Source organism: Desulfovibrio biadhensis (assembly GCF_055388615.1).
On record NZ_AP042477.1, the window covers coordinates 68,330 to 89,344 of the forward strand.

The 21,015-nt window shown below is 52.9% G+C and carries 16 protein-coding genes and 1 tRNA gene; 2 read left to right on the top strand and 15 right to left on the bottom strand.

The features are described 5' to 3' along the window. Positions 1-262: 262 nt before the first annotated feature. Complete coding sequence (serS, locus tag ACZ5EH_RS00285; RefSeq protein WP_464276142.1) at positions 263-1,537, top strand: serine--tRNA ligase; 1,275 nt, start codon at positions 263-265, stop codon at positions 1,535-1,537. 58 nt (positions 1,538-1,595) lie between these two features. Here serS and ACZ5EH_RS00290 read toward each other — a convergent pair whose 3' ends face one another. The 9 genes from ACZ5EH_RS00290 to lysS all read right to left on the bottom strand — a co-directional run bounded on the left by ACZ5EH_RS00290 (position 1,596) and on the right by lysS (position 11,774). Then, entirely contained in the window at positions 1,596-2,429 is an 834-nt protein-coding gene (locus ACZ5EH_RS00290) for an LpxI family protein (RefSeq protein ID WP_464276143.1), read from the bottom strand. A gap of 18 nt (positions 2,430-2,447) precedes the next feature. Continuing rightward, complete coding sequence (gene lpxA, locus ACZ5EH_RS00295; protein ID WP_464278353.1) at positions 2,448-3,266, bottom strand: acyl-ACP--UDP-N-acetylglucosamine O-acyltransferase; 819 nt, start codon at positions 3,264-3,266, stop codon at positions 2,448-2,450. Next, on the bottom strand, positions 3,263-3,718 hold the full coding sequence (gene fabZ / locus ACZ5EH_RS00300; RefSeq protein ID WP_464276144.1) for a 3-hydroxyacyl-ACP dehydratase FabZ: 456 nt from the start codon (positions 3,716-3,718) through the stop codon (positions 3,263-3,265). Before fabZ ends, lpxA begins: the two co-directional genes overlap by 4 nt. A 42-nt stretch (positions 3,719-3,760) precedes the next feature. Next, the gene (gene lpxD / locus ACZ5EH_RS00305; protein WP_464276145.1) at positions 3,761-4,795 is read right to left on the bottom strand and encodes a UDP-3-O-(3-hydroxymyristoyl)glucosamine N-acyltransferase; all 1,035 of its coding nucleotides are present in this window, start codon (positions 4,793-4,795) and stop codon (positions 3,761-3,763) included. Between the two features lie 7 nt (positions 4,796-4,802). Beyond that, positions 4,803-5,315, bottom strand: coding sequence for an OmpH/Skp family outer membrane protein (locus ACZ5EH_RS00310; RefSeq protein WP_464276146.1), 513 nt, complete (start codon positions 5,313-5,315; stop codon positions 4,803-4,805). A gap of 146 nt (positions 5,316-5,461) precedes the next feature. Further along, positions 5,462-8,146 carry an outer membrane protein assembly factor BamA gene (gene bamA, locus ACZ5EH_RS00315; RefSeq protein WP_464276147.1) on the bottom strand — a complete coding sequence of 895 codons (2,685 nt, stop codon included), beginning with the start codon at positions 8,144-8,146 and terminating at the stop codon, positions 5,462-5,464. After that, positions 8,130-8,819 carry an ABC transporter ATP-binding protein gene (locus ACZ5EH_RS00320; protein ID WP_464276148.1) on the bottom strand — a complete coding sequence of 230 codons (690 nt, stop codon included), beginning with the start codon at positions 8,817-8,819 and terminating at the stop codon, positions 8,130-8,132. Before ACZ5EH_RS00320 ends, bamA begins: the two co-directional genes overlap by 17 nt. 84 nt (positions 8,820-8,903) lie before the next feature. Next, positions 8,904-10,130, bottom strand: coding sequence for a lipoprotein-releasing ABC transporter permease subunit (locus ACZ5EH_RS00325; RefSeq protein WP_464276149.1), 1,227 nt, complete (start codon positions 10,128-10,130; stop codon positions 8,904-8,906). A gap of 48 nt (positions 10,131-10,178) precedes the next feature. Continuing rightward, positions 10,179-11,774: a lysine--tRNA ligase gene (gene lysS / locus ACZ5EH_RS00330; RefSeq protein ID WP_464276150.1), complete on the bottom strand. Its 1,596-nt coding sequence runs from the start codon at positions 11,772-11,774 to the stop codon at positions 10,179-10,181. Positions 11,775-11,979: 205 nt separating this feature from the next. Here lysS and ACZ5EH_RS00335 point away from each other — a divergent pair. Then, positions 11,980-12,055: transfer RNA gene (locus ACZ5EH_RS00335), tRNA-Asn, on the top strand. Positions 12,056-12,132: 77 nt separating this feature from the next. Here the strand turns inward: ACZ5EH_RS00335 and ACZ5EH_RS00340 are convergent. From ACZ5EH_RS00340 to ACZ5EH_RS00365, 6 genes are all read right to left on the bottom strand, one after another. Next, positions 12,133-14,043 carry a hypothetical protein gene (locus ACZ5EH_RS00340; protein ID WP_464276151.1) on the bottom strand — a complete coding sequence of 637 codons (1,911 nt, stop codon included), beginning with the start codon at positions 14,041-14,043 and terminating at the stop codon, positions 12,133-12,135. A 364-nt stretch (positions 14,044-14,407) separates the two neighbouring features. Next, positions 14,408-14,890: a nuclear transport factor 2 family protein gene (locus ACZ5EH_RS00345; protein ID WP_464276152.1), complete on the bottom strand. Its 483-nt coding sequence runs from the start codon at positions 14,888-14,890 to the stop codon at positions 14,408-14,410. A gap of 49 nt (positions 14,891-14,939) precedes the next feature. Next, complete coding sequence (locus tag ACZ5EH_RS00350) at positions 14,940-15,347, bottom strand: DUF4150 domain-containing protein (RefSeq protein WP_464276153.1); 408 nt, start codon at positions 15,345-15,347, stop codon at positions 14,940-14,942. Positions 15,348-15,377: 30 nt separating this feature from the next. Beyond that, entirely contained in the window at positions 15,378-16,034 is a 657-nt protein-coding gene (locus ACZ5EH_RS00355) for a DUF3540 domain-containing protein (protein ID WP_464276154.1), read from the bottom strand. A 105-nt stretch (positions 16,035-16,139) separates the two neighbouring features. Further along, positions 16,140-17,204: a pentapeptide repeat-containing protein gene (locus ACZ5EH_RS00360; RefSeq protein ID WP_464276155.1), complete on the bottom strand. Its 1,065-nt coding sequence runs from the start codon at positions 17,202-17,204 to the stop codon at positions 16,140-16,142. Continuing rightward, the gene (locus ACZ5EH_RS00365; RefSeq protein ID WP_464276156.1) at positions 17,201-21,013 is read right to left on the bottom strand and encodes a DUF2169 family type VI secretion system accessory protein; all 3,813 of its coding nucleotides are present in this window, start codon (positions 21,011-21,013) and stop codon (positions 17,201-17,203) included. Before ACZ5EH_RS00365 ends, ACZ5EH_RS00360 begins: the two co-directional genes overlap by 4 nt. Positions 21,014-21,015 lie beyond the last annotated feature (2 nt).

The window sequence follows — 21,015 nt, forward strand, 5'->3', positions numbered from 1 at the left end:
TTCGACATGCCGCCCTTCCAGTAGCTTGTTAACCAGCTTCGAAAGAGATGGGCATTTATTACTTTGTTTTTTTCTCTTACATAATACGCTGTGTGGCATAATTAATAAAGTGCAGATGTGATTTTTTTCAATATGCCGCATCATATTTGCTTTGCTTTACGTCATGCTGCTTGCCTGTTGACGATGCCACCTCCGGGTGTATAAACAAATGGTTCCACGCCGCCTTCACGGCGTATTTCATACACATTCACAGGAGCTTTTCATGTTCGATCTGAAGTTGTTGCAGCGAGATCCAGAGCGGGTTGCGACCATGCTGGCCGATCGTCGTTCGTCTTTGGACATTGGCGAGTTCACCGCTCTTGATTCACGCCGCCGTGCTATTTTGCAGGAAGTTGAAGCCCTCAAAAGCCAGCGTAACCAGGCCAGCGGAGAAGTTGCCAAAAAAAAGCGCGCCGGGGAAGACGCCTCCGAGCTTTTAGCATCTCTGGGTGAGCTTTCCGAAAAAATTAAAGGATTGGACGCAGAAGCCAGTGAACTGTCTCGCAGTGTTGACGAATGGCTCATGAGCGTGCCGAACATGCCGCACGAGACCGTACCCAAGGGCGCCAGTGAAGATGACAACCCTGTGATTTCCACCTGGGGTGAAAAACCGGAGCTGAGCTTTACGCCGAAAGAGCATTGGGAACTCGGTCCTGCCCTGGGCGGACTGGACTTTGAACGTGCTGCCAAATTGAGCGGCTCACGTTTTGCCGTATACTACGGGTGGGCTGCCAAACTGGAACGCGCCCTGGCCACTTTCATGCTGGACCTGCATACAGGCGAACACGGTTATACCGAAGTGCTCCCTCCTGTGATCGTCAACCGGGAAACCATGACCGGGACCGGCCAGTTGCCAAAGTTTGCAGAAGACTTGTTCAAGATCGATGGCATGGAGCATTATCTTATCCCTACTGCAGAAGTGCCCGTCACCAACCTGCTGCGTGATGAGGTGGTAAGCGAAGATGCCCTGCCGACTGCTTATGCCGCCTTCACGCCCTGCTTCCGGTCAGAAGCTGGCAGCTACGGCAAAGATACCAAAGGGCTTATCAGGCTGCACCAGTTCAACAAGGTAGAACTGGTTCGCTTTGCGCACCCAGAGCGCTCTTACGAAGAACTTGATTTATTGCGGGGACATGCAGAAGAAGTGTTGCGCAGACTGGGGCTACATTACCGTGTGATAGAGTTGTGCACGAGCGACCTTGGTTTTTCTGCGGCCAAGACCTTTGACTTGGAAGTCTGGCTGCCAGGGCAGAATGCCTACCGCGAAATTTCTTCCTGCTCCAACTTTGAAGATTTTCAGGCAAGACGCGCAAACATTCGCTTCAAGCCGAAAGATGCCAAGAAATCGCAGTACTTGCACACACTGAATGGCTCCGGGCTTGCGGTTGGCCGCACGCTTGTCGCCATCATAGAAAACTACCAGCTGGAAGACGGCTCACTGCGCATACCGGAAGCACTTATTCCCTATATGGGTGTGGAAAAAATCGAGGCAGAATGACAAACGTCATCCTGCTGCACTGCGAATTGCAGTAGCAGCTTTTTTTATCTTCTCAAGATCAAGACAAATCGCCCTTGTCCAGCCCGACAATGGCGATTTTGTTTTTGGCAGCCAGATCAAGCGCAGCCTGTTGATCAAAGAAAAGGGTCTTGCCGGCCTCAAAGCCCAGGCAGGAAGCTTTACCAGCGACAAGGGTTCGTACAGTGTCCAGCCCTATTGCAGGGAGATCCACTCGCTCATCCTGGCCAGGCTTACAGCGTTTCAGGACAACACACCCCGGTCCGGCCAGATCAGTACCCCTGGTTATGGCTGCGTCCGTGCCTTCCAGGGCCTCTACAGCAGCCACAACGCCACGTTTGATAACAACGCACTGTCCAATATCCAAACTGCCAACGCGCTCGCCCACATCCCAGGCAAGCCGCAAATCATCCCACTCCTCTTCAGTTGGGGGGCGCGAAGAAAGCACGCCTCTACCCCCGCGCAGTCCGGGCAATAAATCCGCTGCCTGCACAACCTGGAATCCTTCGGATTCCAGTTCTGCGATTATCCCTCGCAGAAGCGCGTCGTCTCCTTTGCCCCGCATACGCCAAAGCACTTTGGCTGCACGAAAATCAGGTCGCACATCCAATGCTTTTGGCTTGTCGATGCTGCCAGCGAACAAAACTTTTGTTACGCCCTGTTTCTTGAAAAAGTTGAGCAACTTGCCCAGCTGCCCTACATGGAGAAGTGACCAGGCATCGGCCTTTTGAGACAAAGCAGGGTCGGTATGACCACTAAACCCCACAGCAACGGCACGCAGCCCTTGCTGCTGGGCTGCCTGCAAAACGAGGAAAGGAAATTGGCCTGCCCCTGCTATAAGCCCGAGGCAGTCTGCCGTGCCATTTCGGGACATTTGGCTGCTTTTCGGATATCAGGCGTCGGCGTCTGCGTCGTCGCCGTTCCTGGTGCTGGCGGTAACAACACCGCGTTCGCTGCCGCGTACGAAATCCACCAGAGACTTGACCTGCGGCATCTGGCCGAATTCCTCTTCCACCTGCGCAAGTGCCTCCTGACGAGGAATATCCGAGCGCCAGATGCGCTTGTAGGCGCTGCGCAACGCGGCCAGAAGCTCTTGGGAATACCCAAGCCGCCGAAGGCCTATAAGATTAGGGCCATGCAGCTTTGCGCGACTGCCGGTAGCAAGGAGATACGGCGGCAAATCCTGTCCCAGGCCACTTTTAGCGCCGAGGAATGAGTGTTCACCGATGTTCACGAACTGGTGCACCCCTGTCATGCCACCAAGAGCAGCATGGTCGCCCACAATCACATGCCCGGCGAGCATGGCGCCATTGGAAAGGATAACCCCGTTGCCGAGCAGGCAATCGTGGGCAATATGCACATATGCCATAAGCAAACAGCCGGAGCCAATTCGCGTAATGCCACCGCCCCCTTCAGTACCGCGGTGAACAGTAACATATTCGCGAACAACGCTTTTGTCGCCGATCTCGCAACGCGTGGTTTCGCCCTTGAATTTGAGGTCCTGGGGTTCACCGCCAACCGAGGCAAAGGAATGGATACGGCAACCTGCGCCAATGGTGGTGTAGCGCAAGACCTGTGCATAGGCATCCAGGCGTGTTCCTGCACCGATGACGACATCGCCTTCAACATTGCAATAGGGGCCGATTACGGCATCCTGTGCAATTTCAGCGTCCTTATGCACCAATGCAGTAGGATGAATTTGAGGCACTATTCTATGCTCCCGTCCACAAGCGCTGCTGAAATGATACCTTCGACTACAGTCTGTCCGTCCACTTCTGCGCGGGCGCTCATTTTCCACACATTGAATTTGCTACGAATGTCGTAACAGTACAGGTGCAGCTGATCGCCCGGCGTAACAGGGTTACGGAAGCGAACCTTGTCAATACCAGCAAAAAGAAACAGCTTATTTGAGAAATCCTGGGTGCTTTTGAAAAGCAGGATGGCGCCGGTCTGTGCAAGAGCTTCGCACAGCAAAACGCCTGGCATGATCGGGTTGCCTGGGAAATGTCCTTGAAAAAAAGGCTCATTCACCGTCACGTTTTTAATTGCATGAATACTGCCCAATGAATCGTACTCAACAACCCTGTCTACCAAAAGAAAGGGATAGCGATGCGGCAGAAGCTGCATAATTTCTTTGATTTCAACCATGGATACCTGAGTCATTCGTCACTTCTCCCATCACAGCCCCAAGTTGGAGCATCAATATTATTCGCCCTCTTGCAGACGTTTCGAAATTTCTTGAAATTCTTTTTCTAATTTATTCAACCGCTTACGCATCTCAGGCAATTTTGAGATCGTCGCGGCAGATCGCAGGAACGTATGGCGATCAACAGCCGGGATGCCCCCCCAGGTCTCACCTTCAGGTATATCCTTGGAGACACCGGCCTTGGGCCCCACAGTCACGCCGTTGCCAAGGGAAAGATGCCCGGAAAGGCCGACCTGACCGGCCAGGGTAACCCTGTCGCCCAACTTGGTGCTTCCGGAAATACCCACCTGGGAAACAAGGATACAGTGCCGCCCTACTTCCACGTTATGGCCTATCTGCACCAGGTTGTCGATTTTCGTGCCTGATCCAATGGAAGTCGCTTCGAGCACGGCCCTGTCTATTGTAGTATTGGCGCCAATTTCAACATCGTCACCAACTTTTACCACACCAATCTGCGGAATTTTCCGCAAACCATCAGGACCTGGAGCAAACCCGAAACCGTCGCTGCCAAGAACCACCCCGGCATGTAAAATCACCCTGTCGCCCAACACGGTGCCGGCCATGAGAGTAACGTTGGGGTACAGCAGACAGTTCCGCCCTATGCTGGAGTCTTCGCCAACATAGCAGCCCGGAAAAAGCACGTTGTTATCACCAATAACCGCGCGAGGGCCAATGTAGACAAAGGGGTAGATGGTGCAGCCTTCGCCAATTTCCGCGCTGGGGTCTATATGGGCCTTGTCGCTGATTCCGGAAAAAGAGCCCTGCGGTTTGGAGAAAAATTCTATGGCGCGGGCAAAATCAAGATAGGGATTGGGGCTGATCAAAGCACGTTCAACATGCTCTGCGTGCGACTTGTCTACGATTATGGCCCCGGCCTTGCACGAATCCAAAAGCTTGACATACTTTGGATTCGCCAAAAAGCTGAGGTCTTCAGGACCTGCCATCTCCAGGGTATTCACCCCGGAGATGACAGTATCATTTCCTTTGATCTCCAAGCCCAACGCCGCAGCAAGGGCCGTGAGTGTGGTCTTCATATCCTGCTTACTTTCCTGCAGAAGCCTTATCGAACTCCGCCAGAATCTGCATAGTCAGGTCAAGGGGTTCGCTGGCGTAGACAACGCTGTTCTTGGCATTCAGCATCAGATCGTAACCGTTTTTACGGGCGTAGTCCTGGGTTACTTTCACCAACAGTTGAATGACAGGCTGAAAAATCTCTTGCTCAGCCTTGGAGAGCTGTTCCTGAGACTGACGGCGCTTTTGTTCAAATTCCATGACCTTTTGGCGGTACTCGGCAATCTTGGCCTTCTGGGCTTCCTGAGAAAGAGCCATGCTCTGCTTGCTCATTTCCTTCTGGAAGTCCTCCAGGCTCTTCTGCGACTGCTGCATGGAGCTCTCGATTTGTTTCACTTTGGCCTGCATCTTACTTCTGGCGCTCTGTCCGTACTTGGACTGGGTCACGATACCTTCAAAGTTGATGACGCCAATCTTGAGTTCAGCAAAAGCTGCACTGGGCAGCAGTACGAAAATACAGACAGCCAAAATGAGTTTACGCATAAGAAGTTGCTCCTTTGATGCTTGCGTTAATTTTTTCTTGGATTGAGATCGATCTGGATTAAACCGAATTTATACTCCAGAACGGCAACAAGCCGCCGCGTCCATAAAGTCTATGAACCCGGCGGCTTGATCTTGCATAGCGTTGCTTAAAAGAACTGACCGACAGAGAATTCGATCTTGTGGCGGTCGTCCTGGTCGTAGATGTCGTCCATGCCGTAAGCGTACTCGAGGCGCAGGGGGCCCATGGGGGAGAACCAGCGGATACCGGCACCGACGGATTTTTTGACGTCCATGTCTTCTTCATCAGGCCGCCAGCTGTCACCAGCGTCAAAGAAGGCGACACCGACCAGCCCCTGATTGCTCCACAGCGGGAAGATGTACTCGAGGTTGATGAACCACTCGCGGCTACCACCGATGAGTTCGTTGGTCCGAGAGTCGCGGGTACCAATGTTGTTTGAGTCATAACCGCGGATGGATTCCATGCCGCCCAGGAAGAAGTGCTCAAAGACCGGGGGTTCGTCATCGCCGAACTGATCGAAGACAGCACCTACCTGACCGTGAGCATGGAAGATGTGCTCATTGAACCAGGGCAGTTCATAGTACCAACTGGTATCGAACAAGGCCCTGATGAAGTTGTCATCGCCCATGAGCACGCCGCCGCCATACTCAAGAGTCAGAGAGTTCTTGGAACCACTGGAAGGGTTAATCGAGCGGTTCGAAGAATCTCGAATAACGGAGGCAGTGAATACGCTGGACCAGTTGTCGCCCCGCATGTCTTCAATGGCGTCGGCAGCATTGTCGTCCACATCACTGATATTGTAGTTATCAAGGCGGTAAGCCCAAAGCAGTGAGGTATAGTCACCCAGAGGGTAGGAGAACCTGATGCGGCCACCAATGGTCCGCTTATCAAAGTCTGGGTATTCGTAGGTCTTGTAGTAAGCGTCAAACCCGGCTGCAAACTTGGAATCAAAGAGCGCCGGGTTGGTGAAACTCAGGATGTAGTTGGTGTCGATGGAGCTGAAAGAAGCTTGCAGGTTGGCCTCGTAGCCTTTACCGAAGAGGTTCTTTTCAGCGAGTTTACCACCAACATATACGCCGGAGTAACTGGAGTACCCAACACCACCGGACAAGGTGCCTGTGCTCTTTTCCTTAACCTTGACCTTCAAATCCATTTCATTGGGATTGTCGGTAGGTACGGTTTCGATATCGGCGGACTCGAAAAGGTCGAGTTTTTCAAGGCGCTGCGCAGAGTAGCGGAGCCTGGAGCCGTTGAAGAGGTCGCCGTCATTGAGCGCCATTTCACGACGGATGACGTTGTCGCGGGTGTTGGTGTTGCCTTCCACGGTCACCCGGCGGATGTAGACCTTGCCGCCCTTGTTGACCTTGTAGACAACGTTGACGACGCCGGCTTCTTCATTGCGGTCGAGATCAATACCTGTTTCGGCAAAAGCATAACCAAGGTCGTTATACAGATTGGTCAGCTTCTGGGTATCGGTACGCAGAACGCTGCGGTTGAGCCAATCATTTTCCTCGGCAAGGGTATCCAGGTCGATGCGTTCGTACAGCTCCTCAGGTTCAACCAGCAGGTCACCCGAGAAGGTCACTTCACCGACACGGTAGCGCTTGCCTTCAGCAATCTGAAAAGTGATGTGGATACCGTCTTCAAGGAAGTCAACCTGAGGCTGGCCAACTTTCGTATCAAGAAAACCATGGTTGGCGTAGAATTCTTCGATTGCCGCGGCATCGTGATCCAGCAGCTCTTCCTGCAAGACGCCCGTGCCCGTCAGCCAGGAGAGGATGTTGCGCTCGGTGAGCGCCATGACATCTTTGATATCGCTGTCATCAAAGGTCGTGTTCCCCTCGAGATTCACTTCGGAAATGTACAGCTTATTGGACTCGTCTACAGAGATGACGAGGCGCGCAGTGCCTTTCCCCGTGTTCTCCACGCTGTAATTGACTTCTGTAAGGTAGTAGCCGTCTTTACGATAGAGTTCCCTGATTTTGGCCAGATCATCCGCCAGAATTTTGGGGTTCAGCACGCTGCCTGTTTTGGTGCTCATGGCAGCAAGGATGTCATCTTCGTCTATGTCGTTGGAGCCTTGAACGCTAATAGCCTGGATACGCGGCTTTTCAACCACTTCCACCACCAGGCGTTCGCCGTCGGCCACATCTTCGGTGCTGATCTTCACATCGTCGAAATACCCGAGTTCAAAGATGCGCTTGATGTCATCATTGATTGCAGCAGGATCCATCACATCACCTTTCTGCAATTTCATGCGCATAAGCACCACATCGTCATCCAAGGTCTCAGTGCCGCGCACTTCGACTTCAGTGATGATGTCGCTCACGTAGACTGCGGCCTTGATTTTACGAGCCAGTTCCTCCAGGGCAGGCAGCACGTTCGACTTGCCCTGGCGGGTAACGTAAATGGCTTTGACAGGCTTGATCCCTGTGGCGTCCACCAAGCGAACGTCCAGCGACAGGCTCTCGCCTGCCTGGCTCAAACTCCCGTAAACTCCGTATTGCGCAGAACCGTAGACAGCAAGATTCTTTGCCGAAGCTTTGTCGACATAGCTGATGTTGTGCTGCTTGATCAGCGCGTAGACATCCGACTGTGGCGCCACCTGGAAACCCATAGCAGCAAGCTGCTCTCCAAGCATTTCCGGAAGCTTCGCATTGAGGTAGTCCAGACTCGGCTCTGCATTGACCTCAAACGGCAACACCATAAATTTGATGTTACTCGGTGAGGTTTGTGACCAGGCACGGCCGGTCAGCATAAACAGCGCGAGAATGGTGAAAAAAAGGACAGTGCGGCTAGTTCGCATGCGCATAGAGTTCTCCAGAACGCAGTTCCAGGCGGCGGTTCATCATCTCGGCCAGGGTGAAGTTATGTGTCACCACAACAAGCGTGGTCCCCAGTTCCCGATTAAGATGCAATAACAAATTCCCCACTTTATCCCCGGTGTGCTCGTCCAGGTTGCCCGTCGGCTCGTCGGCAAGCAGCACCTTGGGTTTCAACAACACTGCTCTGGCTATGGCGGCTCGCTGGCGCTCCCCTCCCGAGAGGGTTGTCACCTTGTGCCGCCGGCGGTTTTCAAGGCCCACCAGAGCAAGAGCCTCGTCCGCCATCTCAAATGCTTTACCCCGGGAAACGCCGCTTATCAATGCTTGCATGGCTACGTTTTCCAAGGTGTTGAACTCAGGAAGCAAGTGATGAAACTGAAACACAAAGCCGATGTCACGGTTTCGAATACGAGCGCGATCCTCCTCGCTCAACCCTGTCACATCCTTGCCCTGAAACATGAGCGTTCCGGCCGTCGCCGTATCCAACACGCCCATCAAATGCAGCAAAGTTGTCTTCCCTGATCCGGAAGCCCCCAGAATCGCTATGGATTCCCCCTCTGCCACGCATAGATCCACACCGTTGAGAATCATCAGCTTCTCAGTTGGACCTTGAAACTCTTTACATACCTTTTTCAAATCATACAACACTGGAGCAACCATCCGGTACCATGTTTCACAGCCGAGGGCAAAACCTATTTGTCAAAAAAAATACACAACAAAACAAGCATCTTGCCCGCATAACCACTATTCAAAGCGTAACGCCTCAGCAGGACTCAGTTTCGAAGCCTGACGCGACGGGTAGAGGGTCGCCAAAAAACACAATACCATGGCGGCAATAGCTATCAATATCAAATCTGTGGATTCAAGCAATACCGGCAAGTGGTCAAGGGAATACACATCCTTGGGCAATTTGATAAACTGATACCGTTTTAAAAGCAAACTTGCCGGCACACCAAGGCCGAACCCGAACGCCGTCCCAACAAAGCCGATTATCGTTCCTTGCAGCATGAATATTCGGCGAATCTGGTCGCGTTGCGCCCCCATGCTCATGAGCACGGCAATGTCTTTTGTCTTTTCCATAACCAGCATGACCAACGTTGTAATAATGGAAAAAGAACCCACAACGACAATCAGGATCAGGACAATGAACATGGCGGCCTTTTCCAGCTTCAGCGCTGCAAACAGGTTGGCGTTCATCTCCATCCAGTTCCGGGCATAAAATGGCGGTCCAAGCTTCTTTTGCACCTGGTTTGCAATGGTGTCTGCCTTGTACACGTCGTCCACCTTGAGTTCCAGGCCAGTTGCCTTCACGTCCTTGAACCCGAGCAGATTCCTGGCTGCATCCAGAGAGATGAACGCCAGCGTCGTGTCGTATTCAAACATGCCGGTGCTGAAGATACCCGTCAGCCTGAACGGCCGCACCAAAGGTGAAAACCCCGCCGCGGTTTGTTTACCCGCAGGAGAAAGCAGATTGACACGCCCCCCAAGGCTTAATCCCAAACGATCCACCAGCTCTTGCCCCAATATCACCCCAGGGGGGCCATCATCGGCTTCCAAATCGGTCAGAGCCCCAGCCTTCAGGTCCTTGGTCACGGAGAGCACATCCCCGGCGCTCGCAGGATCGATCCCGCGCAACACGACACCTTTGACCCCGGAGGGCGAAGAAAGCATGACTTCTGAATAAATAAAGGGCGTCACACCCAAGACACCTGGGACTTCACGTGTCTCCTGGGTTATTTTTTCATAATCGGTGATGCCGCCTTCATAGCTCATCACCAAGACATGTGCATTTACGCCCAGAATCTTATCCCTGAGGTCTGTGGAAAACCCGTTCATAACCCCAAGGACGACTATGAGTGACCCAACACCCAGGGCCACTCCCAACACGGAAACCAGGGAAATGACAGATATGAAGGAATGATGGCGCCGGCTGATGAGATAGCGCAGCGCGATGAAAATTTCGAATCGCATGGCCGCCACTTACGTGTGAAAGGATTGGCCCATAGACAATTGCGCAGCCTACCCTTCAGCTTCTGGGCGCAGCAGAGGAAAGAGAATAACTTCCCTGATGCTGGGTGAATCGGTGAAGAGCATCACAAGCCTGTCAATGCCAATCCCCTCACCGGCAGCAGGGGGCATGCCATATTCCAGAGCGCGGATGTAATCTTCATCCATAGAGTGGGCTTCGTCGTCGCCCGCCTCTTTCTCTTTCACCTGTTGCTCGAAGCGCTGGCGCTGGTCCACAGGGTCGTTGAGCTCGGAGAAGGCATTCGCCATCTCGCGCCCGGCTATGAACATTTCAAAGCGATCTGTCACGTTGGGATCGTCCTCGTTCCTCCGTGACAGCGGGGATATTTCCGTTGGATAATGATAGATGAAATGCGGCTGGATCAATTTAGGCTCGACTTCAAGATCAAAAATCTTGGCCTGAATCTTACCCAGAGCTTCGCCCTTTATCACCTTTTCACCGCGTTCCTGGACGTATTTCTTGGCTTTTTCGTAGTCCTCGTAAATCTCGGGAGAAACGCCCCCTATTTCACGCAGTGACTCATGAAAGCCTACACGTTTCCAGGTGCCGGGCGTCAGATCAATCCGCTCTCCCTGGTAATCCACGACGGTCTCGCCCCCTGTCACCACACGGGCAATGTTGGCGAAAAGCGTTTCTGTCAGGTCCATCAGGTCCTGATACGTGGCGTAGGCCCAGTAGAATTCACACATGGTGAACTCAGGATTGTGCTGGGTCGAAGTTCCTTCGTTACGGAAATTGCGGTTGACTTCGTAAACTTTTTCAAAGCCCCCAACCAATAAACGCTTCAAATACAGCTCGGGCGCAATGCGCATATACAGCTGCATGTCCAAAGCATTGTGATGCGTCGTAAAGGGGCGTGCAGTGGCTCCTCCAGGCAGAGGCTGCATCATGGGCGTTTCCACTTCCAAAAAGCCCTGGTCGTCCAAAAAGCGACGCAATTCGCGAACAATCATTGTACGTGTGCGAAAAATCTGCTTGGTACGGGGCGTCACTATCAAATCAACATAGCGTTGCCGGTAGCGCGTTTCCACATCCTTCAGGCCATGAAATTTTTCAGGCAAAGGGCGCATGGACTTGGACAACAACCGCACTTCCTTGGCATCCACCGTAAATTCATCTGTCTTGGTGCGAAAGAGTCCACCACGCACACCAACTATATCGCCAATATCCAATTTTTTGAATTTGGCATACGCTTCCTGCCCCAAACCATCGCGCGAGGCATAGACCTGGATACGCGGTTCACCCTGATCCTGCAGATGGAAAAAGGTCACCTTACCGAAGGATCGCAGCGAGACGATACGCCCTGCAAAGATGTAATCTTCACCAAGCTCGGCAAGCTCCTCGGTGGTCTTGCCACCGTGCGTCGCCACTGCTTCTTCAATACCGTGCACTTTCTTGAAATCATTCGGATACAGAGACAGCCCTGCATCTAAGAAAGTGCAGGCCTTTTCCACGCGGGAGCGGATTACTTCGTTAAATTCGTTTCGTGCCGCATGGCTTTCCACCATGGGCATAAAATAATCTGCGTTGGGGGATTTTATCTTCAGGGCGATTTTCTTCTTGCCCTGCTTTTCCTGCTTGCTCAAAGGATCACTCCACATGAAGGGGAATTGTACACTCGAAGCGATTACGTTTATGCTAAACCCAGAAAGGCGTCAAGAAACCCAGCTTAAGACAGCTTCCAGCGCACACTCCTCCTTGCTCCAAAAAAACCTTAAAAAAATACTTGACGGCCTGTGCCTGTACGGCTATCTTCCGCCTCTCGCGTACGGATGCTTCCGCACGCCATATTCCCCGGTAGCTCAACCGGCAGAGCGGGTGGCTGTTAACCACTAGGTCGGGGGTTCGAATCCCTCCCGGGGAGCCATAAATTTCAGGGACTAAGGTGAAAACCTCAGTCCCTTTTTTTATGTCGTCAGCCTGTAGGACACCCACCCCCCTTTCTTATGACGATGCGCGCTCCTTTTCGCTGGAAACAACCGGTCTCCACAGCTTAATGGTATATGGCGGTTCTATACCAGGATGGAACACCGAAGGAAATTCGTAAACGACTTCATACTTGTTTGGAAAACCAGGCAAAAGTTGATTGATGAATGCAGTGCTCAGCCCTCCTTTTTCGGGAGGGAGGTTGCTTGTTGTGACCCAGGATTCAGAACGGATTTGCTCAGGAATCGAGTCGACGACACAGGCAGCCCAATATTCAGATGCTTCTCCATACCCCGTACAAATTCTGGACAAGGCAGTCGGCCGTGCCTGTAATACATACGCGATCCCCGCATAGCCTCCTGAAAAATCCACCAAGGGCGTGCCTGCTGTCCACCCATGTGCAGCGGCAACCTCTCTTAGTTCAGGAATAACCTTGGCCATTGCAGGAAGTAATTTGAGAGAGTGGCCATCTCCTCGAAGATCGGTGGACACGGTGTGGTCCCAAAGCGCCCCTTGACGGTGGGTGTGTGTAAGGGAAACGAGGATAACGATTAAGACAAATGCAGAGCAAGCCACGGCTGTCGTTCGTACTATAGCAGTATTTGCTGGTATTGAAGCTACAACAAATGTTCCTGCGACAAGAAAACACAGGCTGAGAGAGGCATGCCACTCGACGGGGACGTTGGAGCCAAAAGCCAGAGGCAGGCAACAAACAGCAAGAGCTAAACCATAACAAAGGTTTAAGAAGTAACTCTTCCAATCTTTAGGGCTTCCCAAAAAAACAACAAAAAAGACAAGACTCACAAACGAAAGAATAAAAATTGTTGCAGTATAATCTGACGCATCGATATAATAGCGTGATTTATATATATGGAGAGGCCAAGCAAATAAAACAACCACCGTGACGACAGCTATCCATTGCTTTTTTAACAGCCTAAAGCACAGTGCGCCAACAGATGGAAAGATTATCACCATTATCCAATAATCAAAAGATATGGTTACAAAATAGTCTAGCCCTCGAAAAAGAAATCCAAAGATTGATGCAGAAGAATGCCCAGAATAATCTAAAGGAGCATTTAACAATCCTGAATACGCCTGAACAACATCACTAATTCCTCCAGCAACAAATTCCATGTATGCGAGAGTTGCGACAATGCCAACAACAGCTATAGTACAAAGCGAACGAATCAGCATTTTCCTTTGGGAGCGATACCGCCACACAATGCCAGCTACAATCAAAACAACCAAGAATGCTGCAGAGGTAATACGCCCCAAAGCGGCAATGGTCACAAACAATGCCAGTGAAATATTCCCCAAGTAAAAGGAAAGAGTGTTTTCTCTATTGTTGACTAAAAAAAGCAATGATCCAATTGCTCCCAAGAGCCCTACCAGGCAAACCAAGTAGTAATTCGGCGCTGGAAACCACTTACAATAAAAACCTAAAGAGGAGGTGAGCATCGCTGAGTAAACACAGACAGCCGTCACCCTGTCATAATGCATCATCCGATTGCGGAGAAATCGCATCATTTCCCAGCAAAAAAAGCTGGCTACCAGCAACAGTGCAACAAGGCCCAACAATCTGAACGTGAACATGTCTCCACCCGCAAGTCGATAGAGCACATTTGTCAGATAGCCGAACTCCGTGAGACGAGCAGTTAGTGCAACGGGATATTCACCACTTATCGTGTTGCCAGCTTCGTCGGTGAAGTCAAACCCCCGCCCGAATCCCCATACGGTGAACGCTACAGTGAGTGCGTTGCAGAGAAGGCACCATAGAAGAGCAAACTTCGGATCCTGCAGATATGTTACGACGACAGCGCTGGCAGAACGGACTTTGCCTGCTACGCGGCCGAAGAGAGGAGGAAACCTGGAGAGGTGGCGTAAGGACTGCGGTATATTATTCGAGGCTGGGTCCACTTGATGATTCACAATTTTTCTCCACCGGCTGCACGCGAGTCACAAGCCTCGAAAAAATCATTTTTATGCACATTCATTTTGTTTCGTTGACCAACGGAATCTGCTCAGACTCTTTTTGACTTGGACCGCGAACTTTTCAATTTCGCAGCACAGACATGACGTTGGGCAGTTTTTAGAAGACGTGGCGCAAAATAGTCAAGGAGTAACAGGGGGAGTCCCTTGTCACAATGCGGGGGGAAAAATGCTATGCCTTTGCAAAAACACAGAGGGCAAAAATCGAAAGATACCTATAGCTTCCACACCATCAGAAAGGAAACTGCCCCAGCAGATAATAACCGCAGGGGCAACAACTCACCTGGCGCATAAGGCCAGGCTATCAGTCCTCTTTTGTAACCTGGCAGTTTGCGCCGGAGTTAGAAGAGAAGTAATCAAGCGAATATTTGGTGGAAAGCGCGGGTGTGGGCCGCGAAGCATGATACTGGCAAATCAGCCAGTCGCCATCCCGCTTTTCCATGACACCGCTCCCCCGCGTCATCAGGTTCAAGGTCGCCTCGTCGTCCATCTGCATGGTGTAGCGCAACTCCAGACAAAACCAGGCAATGGTCTCACGACACACCAGATTATGCCAGGTGATGGCGACATCTATACGCACAGGCTCTTCAATCAGGCGCTGCCATATTTTACGGATACCATCCAGGCCCAGCACACGCTCGTCTTCGGCAGCACCAATAACAACGACATTCGGGTCTGGAGCAAAAAAGGAGAGAATAGCCTCAATGTCCTTTCTGGAAAAAGCCGCGTACAAAGCCTTCAAACGCTCCAGAACTTCTTTTTTCCTGGCGTTGCTCTCCTGATTCACTTGGTTCTCCTTTACTGCATCTATAAATGGTGATTCGACTTGAAGCACATTACCCCAATGTGAGCACAGTCACCTGGCTGGGAACGATGGCCATGCCCGGTGCATTGGGCAAGACACCCGTGGCGTTCTGCCCGGTTACGCTGGTCAGCCGTTGGGCCGGGACACCGTCTGTAAAAATTGTAATGCACCCTACCATATATACGGCCTCGCCGTCGATGCGCTGGCTGGCCACCCCCATCATGCATCCAGGCTCGTCGCCGTTGCTGACAAGTCCCTGGGAGAGCTGGTTGATGGCAGGCATGCAGCAGATCAAAACATTGTCTGCAGCAGGTTCGTTACTGATGGACATGGCAACATCGGCATAGGGAATAGGAACGGGCGCCCCGGCAGCCAAAGGTGTCTTGCAGGTATCAGGAAAGCCCAGCTTTGTGCCGGCGCCCATGGTCATCATGAACATGCGTAAGCTCCTTGTTTCGAGAAGAAAATACTAGCCAAGATGTACTTCCTCAGCGTCGATCTTAACGATTTCCTCAGCCGTGTGCACTTCGTTTTTACTCTGCACGGCATAATCGTCTTCCACGGCCAGGCGCGCCGAGCCAGCCACCGTCTCGTCGTGCTCCTTCACCATGCGTACGGAATTGGTAAGTTTCTGTGTAAGGCTGGAAAACACATGTTCCACACTGTCTGCCACCAGGGATATCCGTTTATAACCGCCGCTGAGTACACGGGCGACAACAGACACCTTGCCGGCGCGCAACTCGGCGCTCTGCGCCCCCACGGAAAGCTTGTTCCCGAGGATTGAGGCATCCCGGGATGCGATCAGGGAGAGATCCTGATCCGAAGCCAGAGTCAAATCGCCCCCAGCCGTATGAATATTCATTCCCCCCTGAACATCGATCTGCGCAGGGCCTTTATCTGCCCGAGCGCGCTTTATGACTGTCAAGACATAGCCTGTGCTGTCTTCAACCGTGGCCAGCAGGACCATGTCGCCCGGTTCAGGCTTGAGCAGACATCCGTCAGCGCGTTCACAGGTCATGGATCCTTCTTGTGTGGCCACACTATAGGTAGCGCCGCTGCAGGCCACCACCCTGCCATATACCAGGCTGGCGGCCTGGCTGTGCAGTTCTCTCGCCAGATTATCCATAACAGCTCTCTTTTTCTTCAGGGTCTTGCTGCACACCCCATTACATTCTGCAATCCACGTCGCAAATACTACCCATGGGACGTTTACCAGTCGAAATGCCCCTTTTTACAGAAGGGGCACCCAGTTCTCGGCCTCTTCCCTGTCTTTGTCATGTCCCTGCAAAAGTGTATCTTTTGCGCCATGCCAGGCTGTTTTCTGATCGTTAACATTATGAACCTGAGCCATGTACATGGACGCTCCCTCAAAGGTCGCCTCGGTCAAATCCGCGTGGGACAAATCCGCAAAGCGCAAGTCCGTACTGTAGAACATGGTCCTGAGACAGGTGGCTCTTTTGAGGGCCGCTGTTTTGAAACAAGCCTTGGTGCAATCGGCCTGCGTCAGGTCAGCCTCATTGAGCACGCTCTGCTCCAAGCTGGCGTGGCTCAAATCTGCTTGCGTCAGGTTGGCTTCTAGAAAATTACAATAGCTGGCGTCCGTTTTTTTGAGCGTGGCCCTGGAGAGGTCGGCATTCTTGAAATTGCAGTACGTCAGATTCGCGCCATTGAAATTCGTTTCTGTCAGATTGCACCCGCTGAACAGTATCGTGGTGAAGGACATGGAGGAATAGTCCTGCTTGCTCAGATTGCAGCCACGCAGGCCCACGGTGTGCAGCTTGGCGCCCCGCAGTTTTGTCTTTGTAAAATCAGCTTCCTTGAAGTTCACACGGTCCAAACTGGCGCCGGAAAAATCTGCGCCTTCGATGCCGGTATGCTGCAGCATGCATTTGAGGATGGTGGTGCCTTGGAACACCGCCCTGTCCAGGGTGGCGTTTTTGAGCATGGACCAGCCAATGGTCGCTCCCGAAAAATCAACATCCGAGAAGTCGGCCTTGTTCAAAAAGCACATGTGAAAGTGCGCGTCGCGGAAATCAGCCTTACGAAAGCACATGGAGCGCAGGTCCATCTTTTCGAAGCGCACACCGCGAAACGAAGCGCCCGTGAAGTCACACTTCTTGAATCCCGTGAGATTGACGTGGGCGCCGGCAAAGTTCGCACCGGTCAGGTCGGCGCCCCAAAAACGCCCTCCTTTGAGATCCGCGCCAGAGAGATCAACGCCGCGCAGGTCGCCCGCCAGGGTCTGGTTATCCGCGATGGCGTGCAGCACTTCTTCTCTTGTCATACTCGCGGTCATGGCAGCAGGTCCTCCCGCTTGTGCAGCAGCGTGCGCTTGATGTTTGCCCTGTCCAGGACGGTTTTATGCATGACCGACTTGAAGAAATCCACACAGTAGAGGTTGGCGGCGGTGAGGTCGGTGCGGACCAGTCTTGATTTTCGCAGCGATCCCATGAGCAGGTTCATGCCGGCCATGTCTGCGGACTCCAGGTTGGTTTTCAGCAGTCTGGCGCGTTTGGCTGACACAAGCCGGAGCTTGGCCAGACTCAGGTCGCAAAATTCCACCAACGCCTTGTTCATACTGGCGCCGGTAAAGTCTGCGCCCGAGAAATCACACTGGCGCAGGCAGGCGTTGTCCAGCTTGGTGTTTGTGAAGTTCGCGCCGGCAAGTTCGTTATTTCCCGTCATGCGTGCGTGGCTCATGTCCGCCCCTGCAAAGATAACCTTCTCGCCCTTGACCCGCTTGAACATGATGCGGTTAACGGTGGCGCCGGAAAAATCCGTATTGTGCAGCGTGGCGTCTACAACCATGCCTTTGCTCAAATTCGAGCCAGCAAGCACGGCATCGCTCAGGTCCGTATGGTTGATCATGGCCAGTCGCAGTGTAACGCCCCTGAAATTGGCCTTGTTCAGTTTAGATTTCTGGATAGTGGTCAGCCGCAATGAAGACTCGCTCATATCGGCCTCTGTCAGGTCCGAGCCGGAGATATTCACCTTGTTCAGATTGGCGGTTGCAAAGGTGGCTTTTTTACATTTGCATTTGGTCATGGAGACAAGGCGCATGCTCGTGCCCTTGCAGGAGGCTTCGCTCAGGTCGGCTTCCCGAAAAATGGCCTTGTCCAGGGTGGCGTTGTCAAAAACCGCTTTTTTGAGCTTGGTCTTGATGAACAGCGCCTTGCGCAGGTCCCTGTTGGAAAAATCCAGCTCCGAAAGATCTGCGCCGCTGAAATCGCGGTTCGCCAAACTTTCATTGCGCTCCAGCATCACTATGACCTTTTCTCTGGTCAAAGGGGTGAGCCTGTCAGGATCAATTCCCTTGGCCTTCATCTCCTCCAGGCTCATGCCAGGGATGCGATTGGCCGCAAACAGTTCGTTGGCTCCGGCGACACGCTTGTCCAGATTGGCAAACATGGCTTCGCCATTGGCTTCCACCGCATCCAGCTTGTTGCCGACGCTGCTGAAATTCGCCTGGGCCTTATCCATGGCGGCTATCTGATCTGCGTTCAGATAGCCTTTGCCCTGTAAAAAGTCTTTTCGATTGGCGATGAACTTGTTGAGTTCATCAGCCATGGATTTACTCGAACCTTCTGCAGCCGCGGCAGCCTCCTCCATGGCGCTTTTGTCCCCGCCCTCGGCAAGCATGTCGCCCAGTTTTCCAAGGGCGGCCTCCCGGTGTTCCGTGAGCTTCTCCACCTTGGGGGCCACCTTGGCCTTGCCCTGTTCGCGAAAACCATCGGCCTTTGCCCCAAGGTCAATATCCGGAAACTTGATCGGCGGCAGGCCCAGACTGCCCTTGCCCGCCTCTTCAGGGACATCGAAATCAATGGAATGCAGTTTCGCAAATTCCTTGGGCAATGCATCCATCACCAGCTTGCGAAGACCGTGGCCTGCCCCCTCGGCCTCGAACACTGTGCGCCCCTCCGGCAGGGCGAGCAGTTTGGCATTGGGAAATGTATCGGCCCATGGCTGCCAGGCAGCAGACTTTTCTCCCGTACCGGCGGGCATGATGCAAAGAAAGACTCCGGCCTTGCCTATGTCCTCCAGTGCGTCTTTATCGGGTTTCTCGTCCGGTGTTGCCAGGGATATCACACCACATGCGTCGCCCAGCTCCTGCTCAGCGTAAAGAGCCTGGAGTTCATCAGCCACGCGGACCCAGTGCGCCTGGTCGGCTACCGGGTAAAGGGCCAAAGGTTCGTTAGCGGAATCCGGCACCAGCTCCTCCAGTCCGGGAGCGCTCCATTCGGAAGGAGCATTGGTGCGCAGCAGCACGCGCGTCAGCCGACGCCCGTCAAAACGGGGCATGACAAGCCCTGCTGGAATGGTAAAATCATCATCCGGGGGCGCCGGATCCACAGGCTGTGCATCAGGCAACGTTCGCCAGAGAGAAAGCTTATCCTCGCGCGGCTCGGGCAATATGCCAAGCCAGGCGTTCTTGATGGTTTCGCGGTCAAATCCGAGTTCCCGTAGTCTGGCCTGCGTATCGGCGTCTTTTTCCAGGCGCTTGCGCGCCTCCACCACAAGAGGAAAGCCCCGCTCATGGTACGGCCCTCTGTTGGAGCTGGGCAGTTTGAAACCATCCAGGGGCACCTTGGAGCGCTCTGCCATCTCCGGAGTGATTTCCGCTGTTTTCAAAATTTCTGGATCACACGCCGCCCTGGTTATCTTGTCGGCCTCGGCGAGAGATGCCTGCTTTTCCGCCTGGAGTTCCTTGGCGGTCTTGGCGACCTTATCAGCGCTGGCCTGGAGCTTGTTCCCAATGCCACCGAGCTTTGCGCGCATCTTGTCGAACTTTTTCAGGTCGATGGCAGCCTTATGTCCAAATTTTTCATGCAAAGACTTGGCAACGCCCTCCAGCTTGTCCAACGTGGCCATCCCCATGGCCATATTGTCTTTGCTCATGGCCCCCAACTCCTCAGGGGTACGGGGCATGTAAGGGGCATCGCCCAGGGCCTTTTTGCCGATCCGCTCCACTTCCTTGGGCAACTTCTTCATCTTCAGCGCCAGCTTGGAAAGCTTTTTACCTGCTTCCTGATAGGGCGCCATATCGACCTTCACGCCCCTGTCCAGACGCTTCAGTTGTTCATCGCGGAAGTATTCAATGTCTTTGGGGGGCTCGTGTTGCTCCTCAGTACTGATAAACGCCCGCACAACATCGTGGTATTCGTCGTCCTGACTGGCGACAGAACCACGAAAATGCACAACTCCCCGCATGATTTCAGGAAACAACGTCACGGTATCGATATGCAGGGGCACTTCCACAAATTCCATGTCCATTTCATCCGCTTTTTTGTAGCGGTCATAATCCTTGAACATGGTCAGGAAAAGGCGGATGCGTTTGCCCGGCAGCCTTGACTCTATCAGGGGCATGTCCGGATGCATGTTGGTTATTTCAATACGCTCATCTCCAGCATACCAGGCGGATTGTTGCTGATCCGGAGCCGCCGTATTGTAGAATAAAGGGTCCATGTCGTCGGGCATGTCGGGCCAACGCGACTTGAACCATGCATCGCCAAAAGTGCCCGTCATCCTGGCGCGCTGGGGCCAGGTCATATTCAGGGGCTGAAAACTCGCTGGTTCGGGACAAAAATCCAGAGACCCGATAAGCTGCCTGGGGTCTTCCACCAGGGGCAACGGGTGGCTTACCTTGCCGGAAGGCAGACGCTCCATGGTTTTGAACCCTCTGCCCAGGGGGTTCCGCTCATACTCGGGGCCACCAAAGGCGCTGCCGTAATTCAGTGGAATCGAGCTGAAGCTCTCGGGCTCGGTAATGCTCCCAAGCGGCGTCCAATAACGGGGGCCGAAGACATAAAGCGTCTTGCTCACGTTGGCCACGCTCACGTTGACCTTGGAAGCCCTGCATAAAGAACCGCTGGGGGCATGGCAACAGCCATAGACCAGAAACTCCCCCCTTGGCTTGGGCATGCCCATATCCAATATTCCGTCCTTGCCCAACTGCTGCGGCGTTTCTTGCCACAGCTGCTGTTCCTTCAACAAAGAGCTGGAAGTAAGATCGAAATAGACGAAAACCGTCACGCCGCAGTACTGCTTGCCGGCCATGCCAAAAGGCTTGAGCATCAAAGAATGCTGCTGGTCCTTGTATACTTTCATGT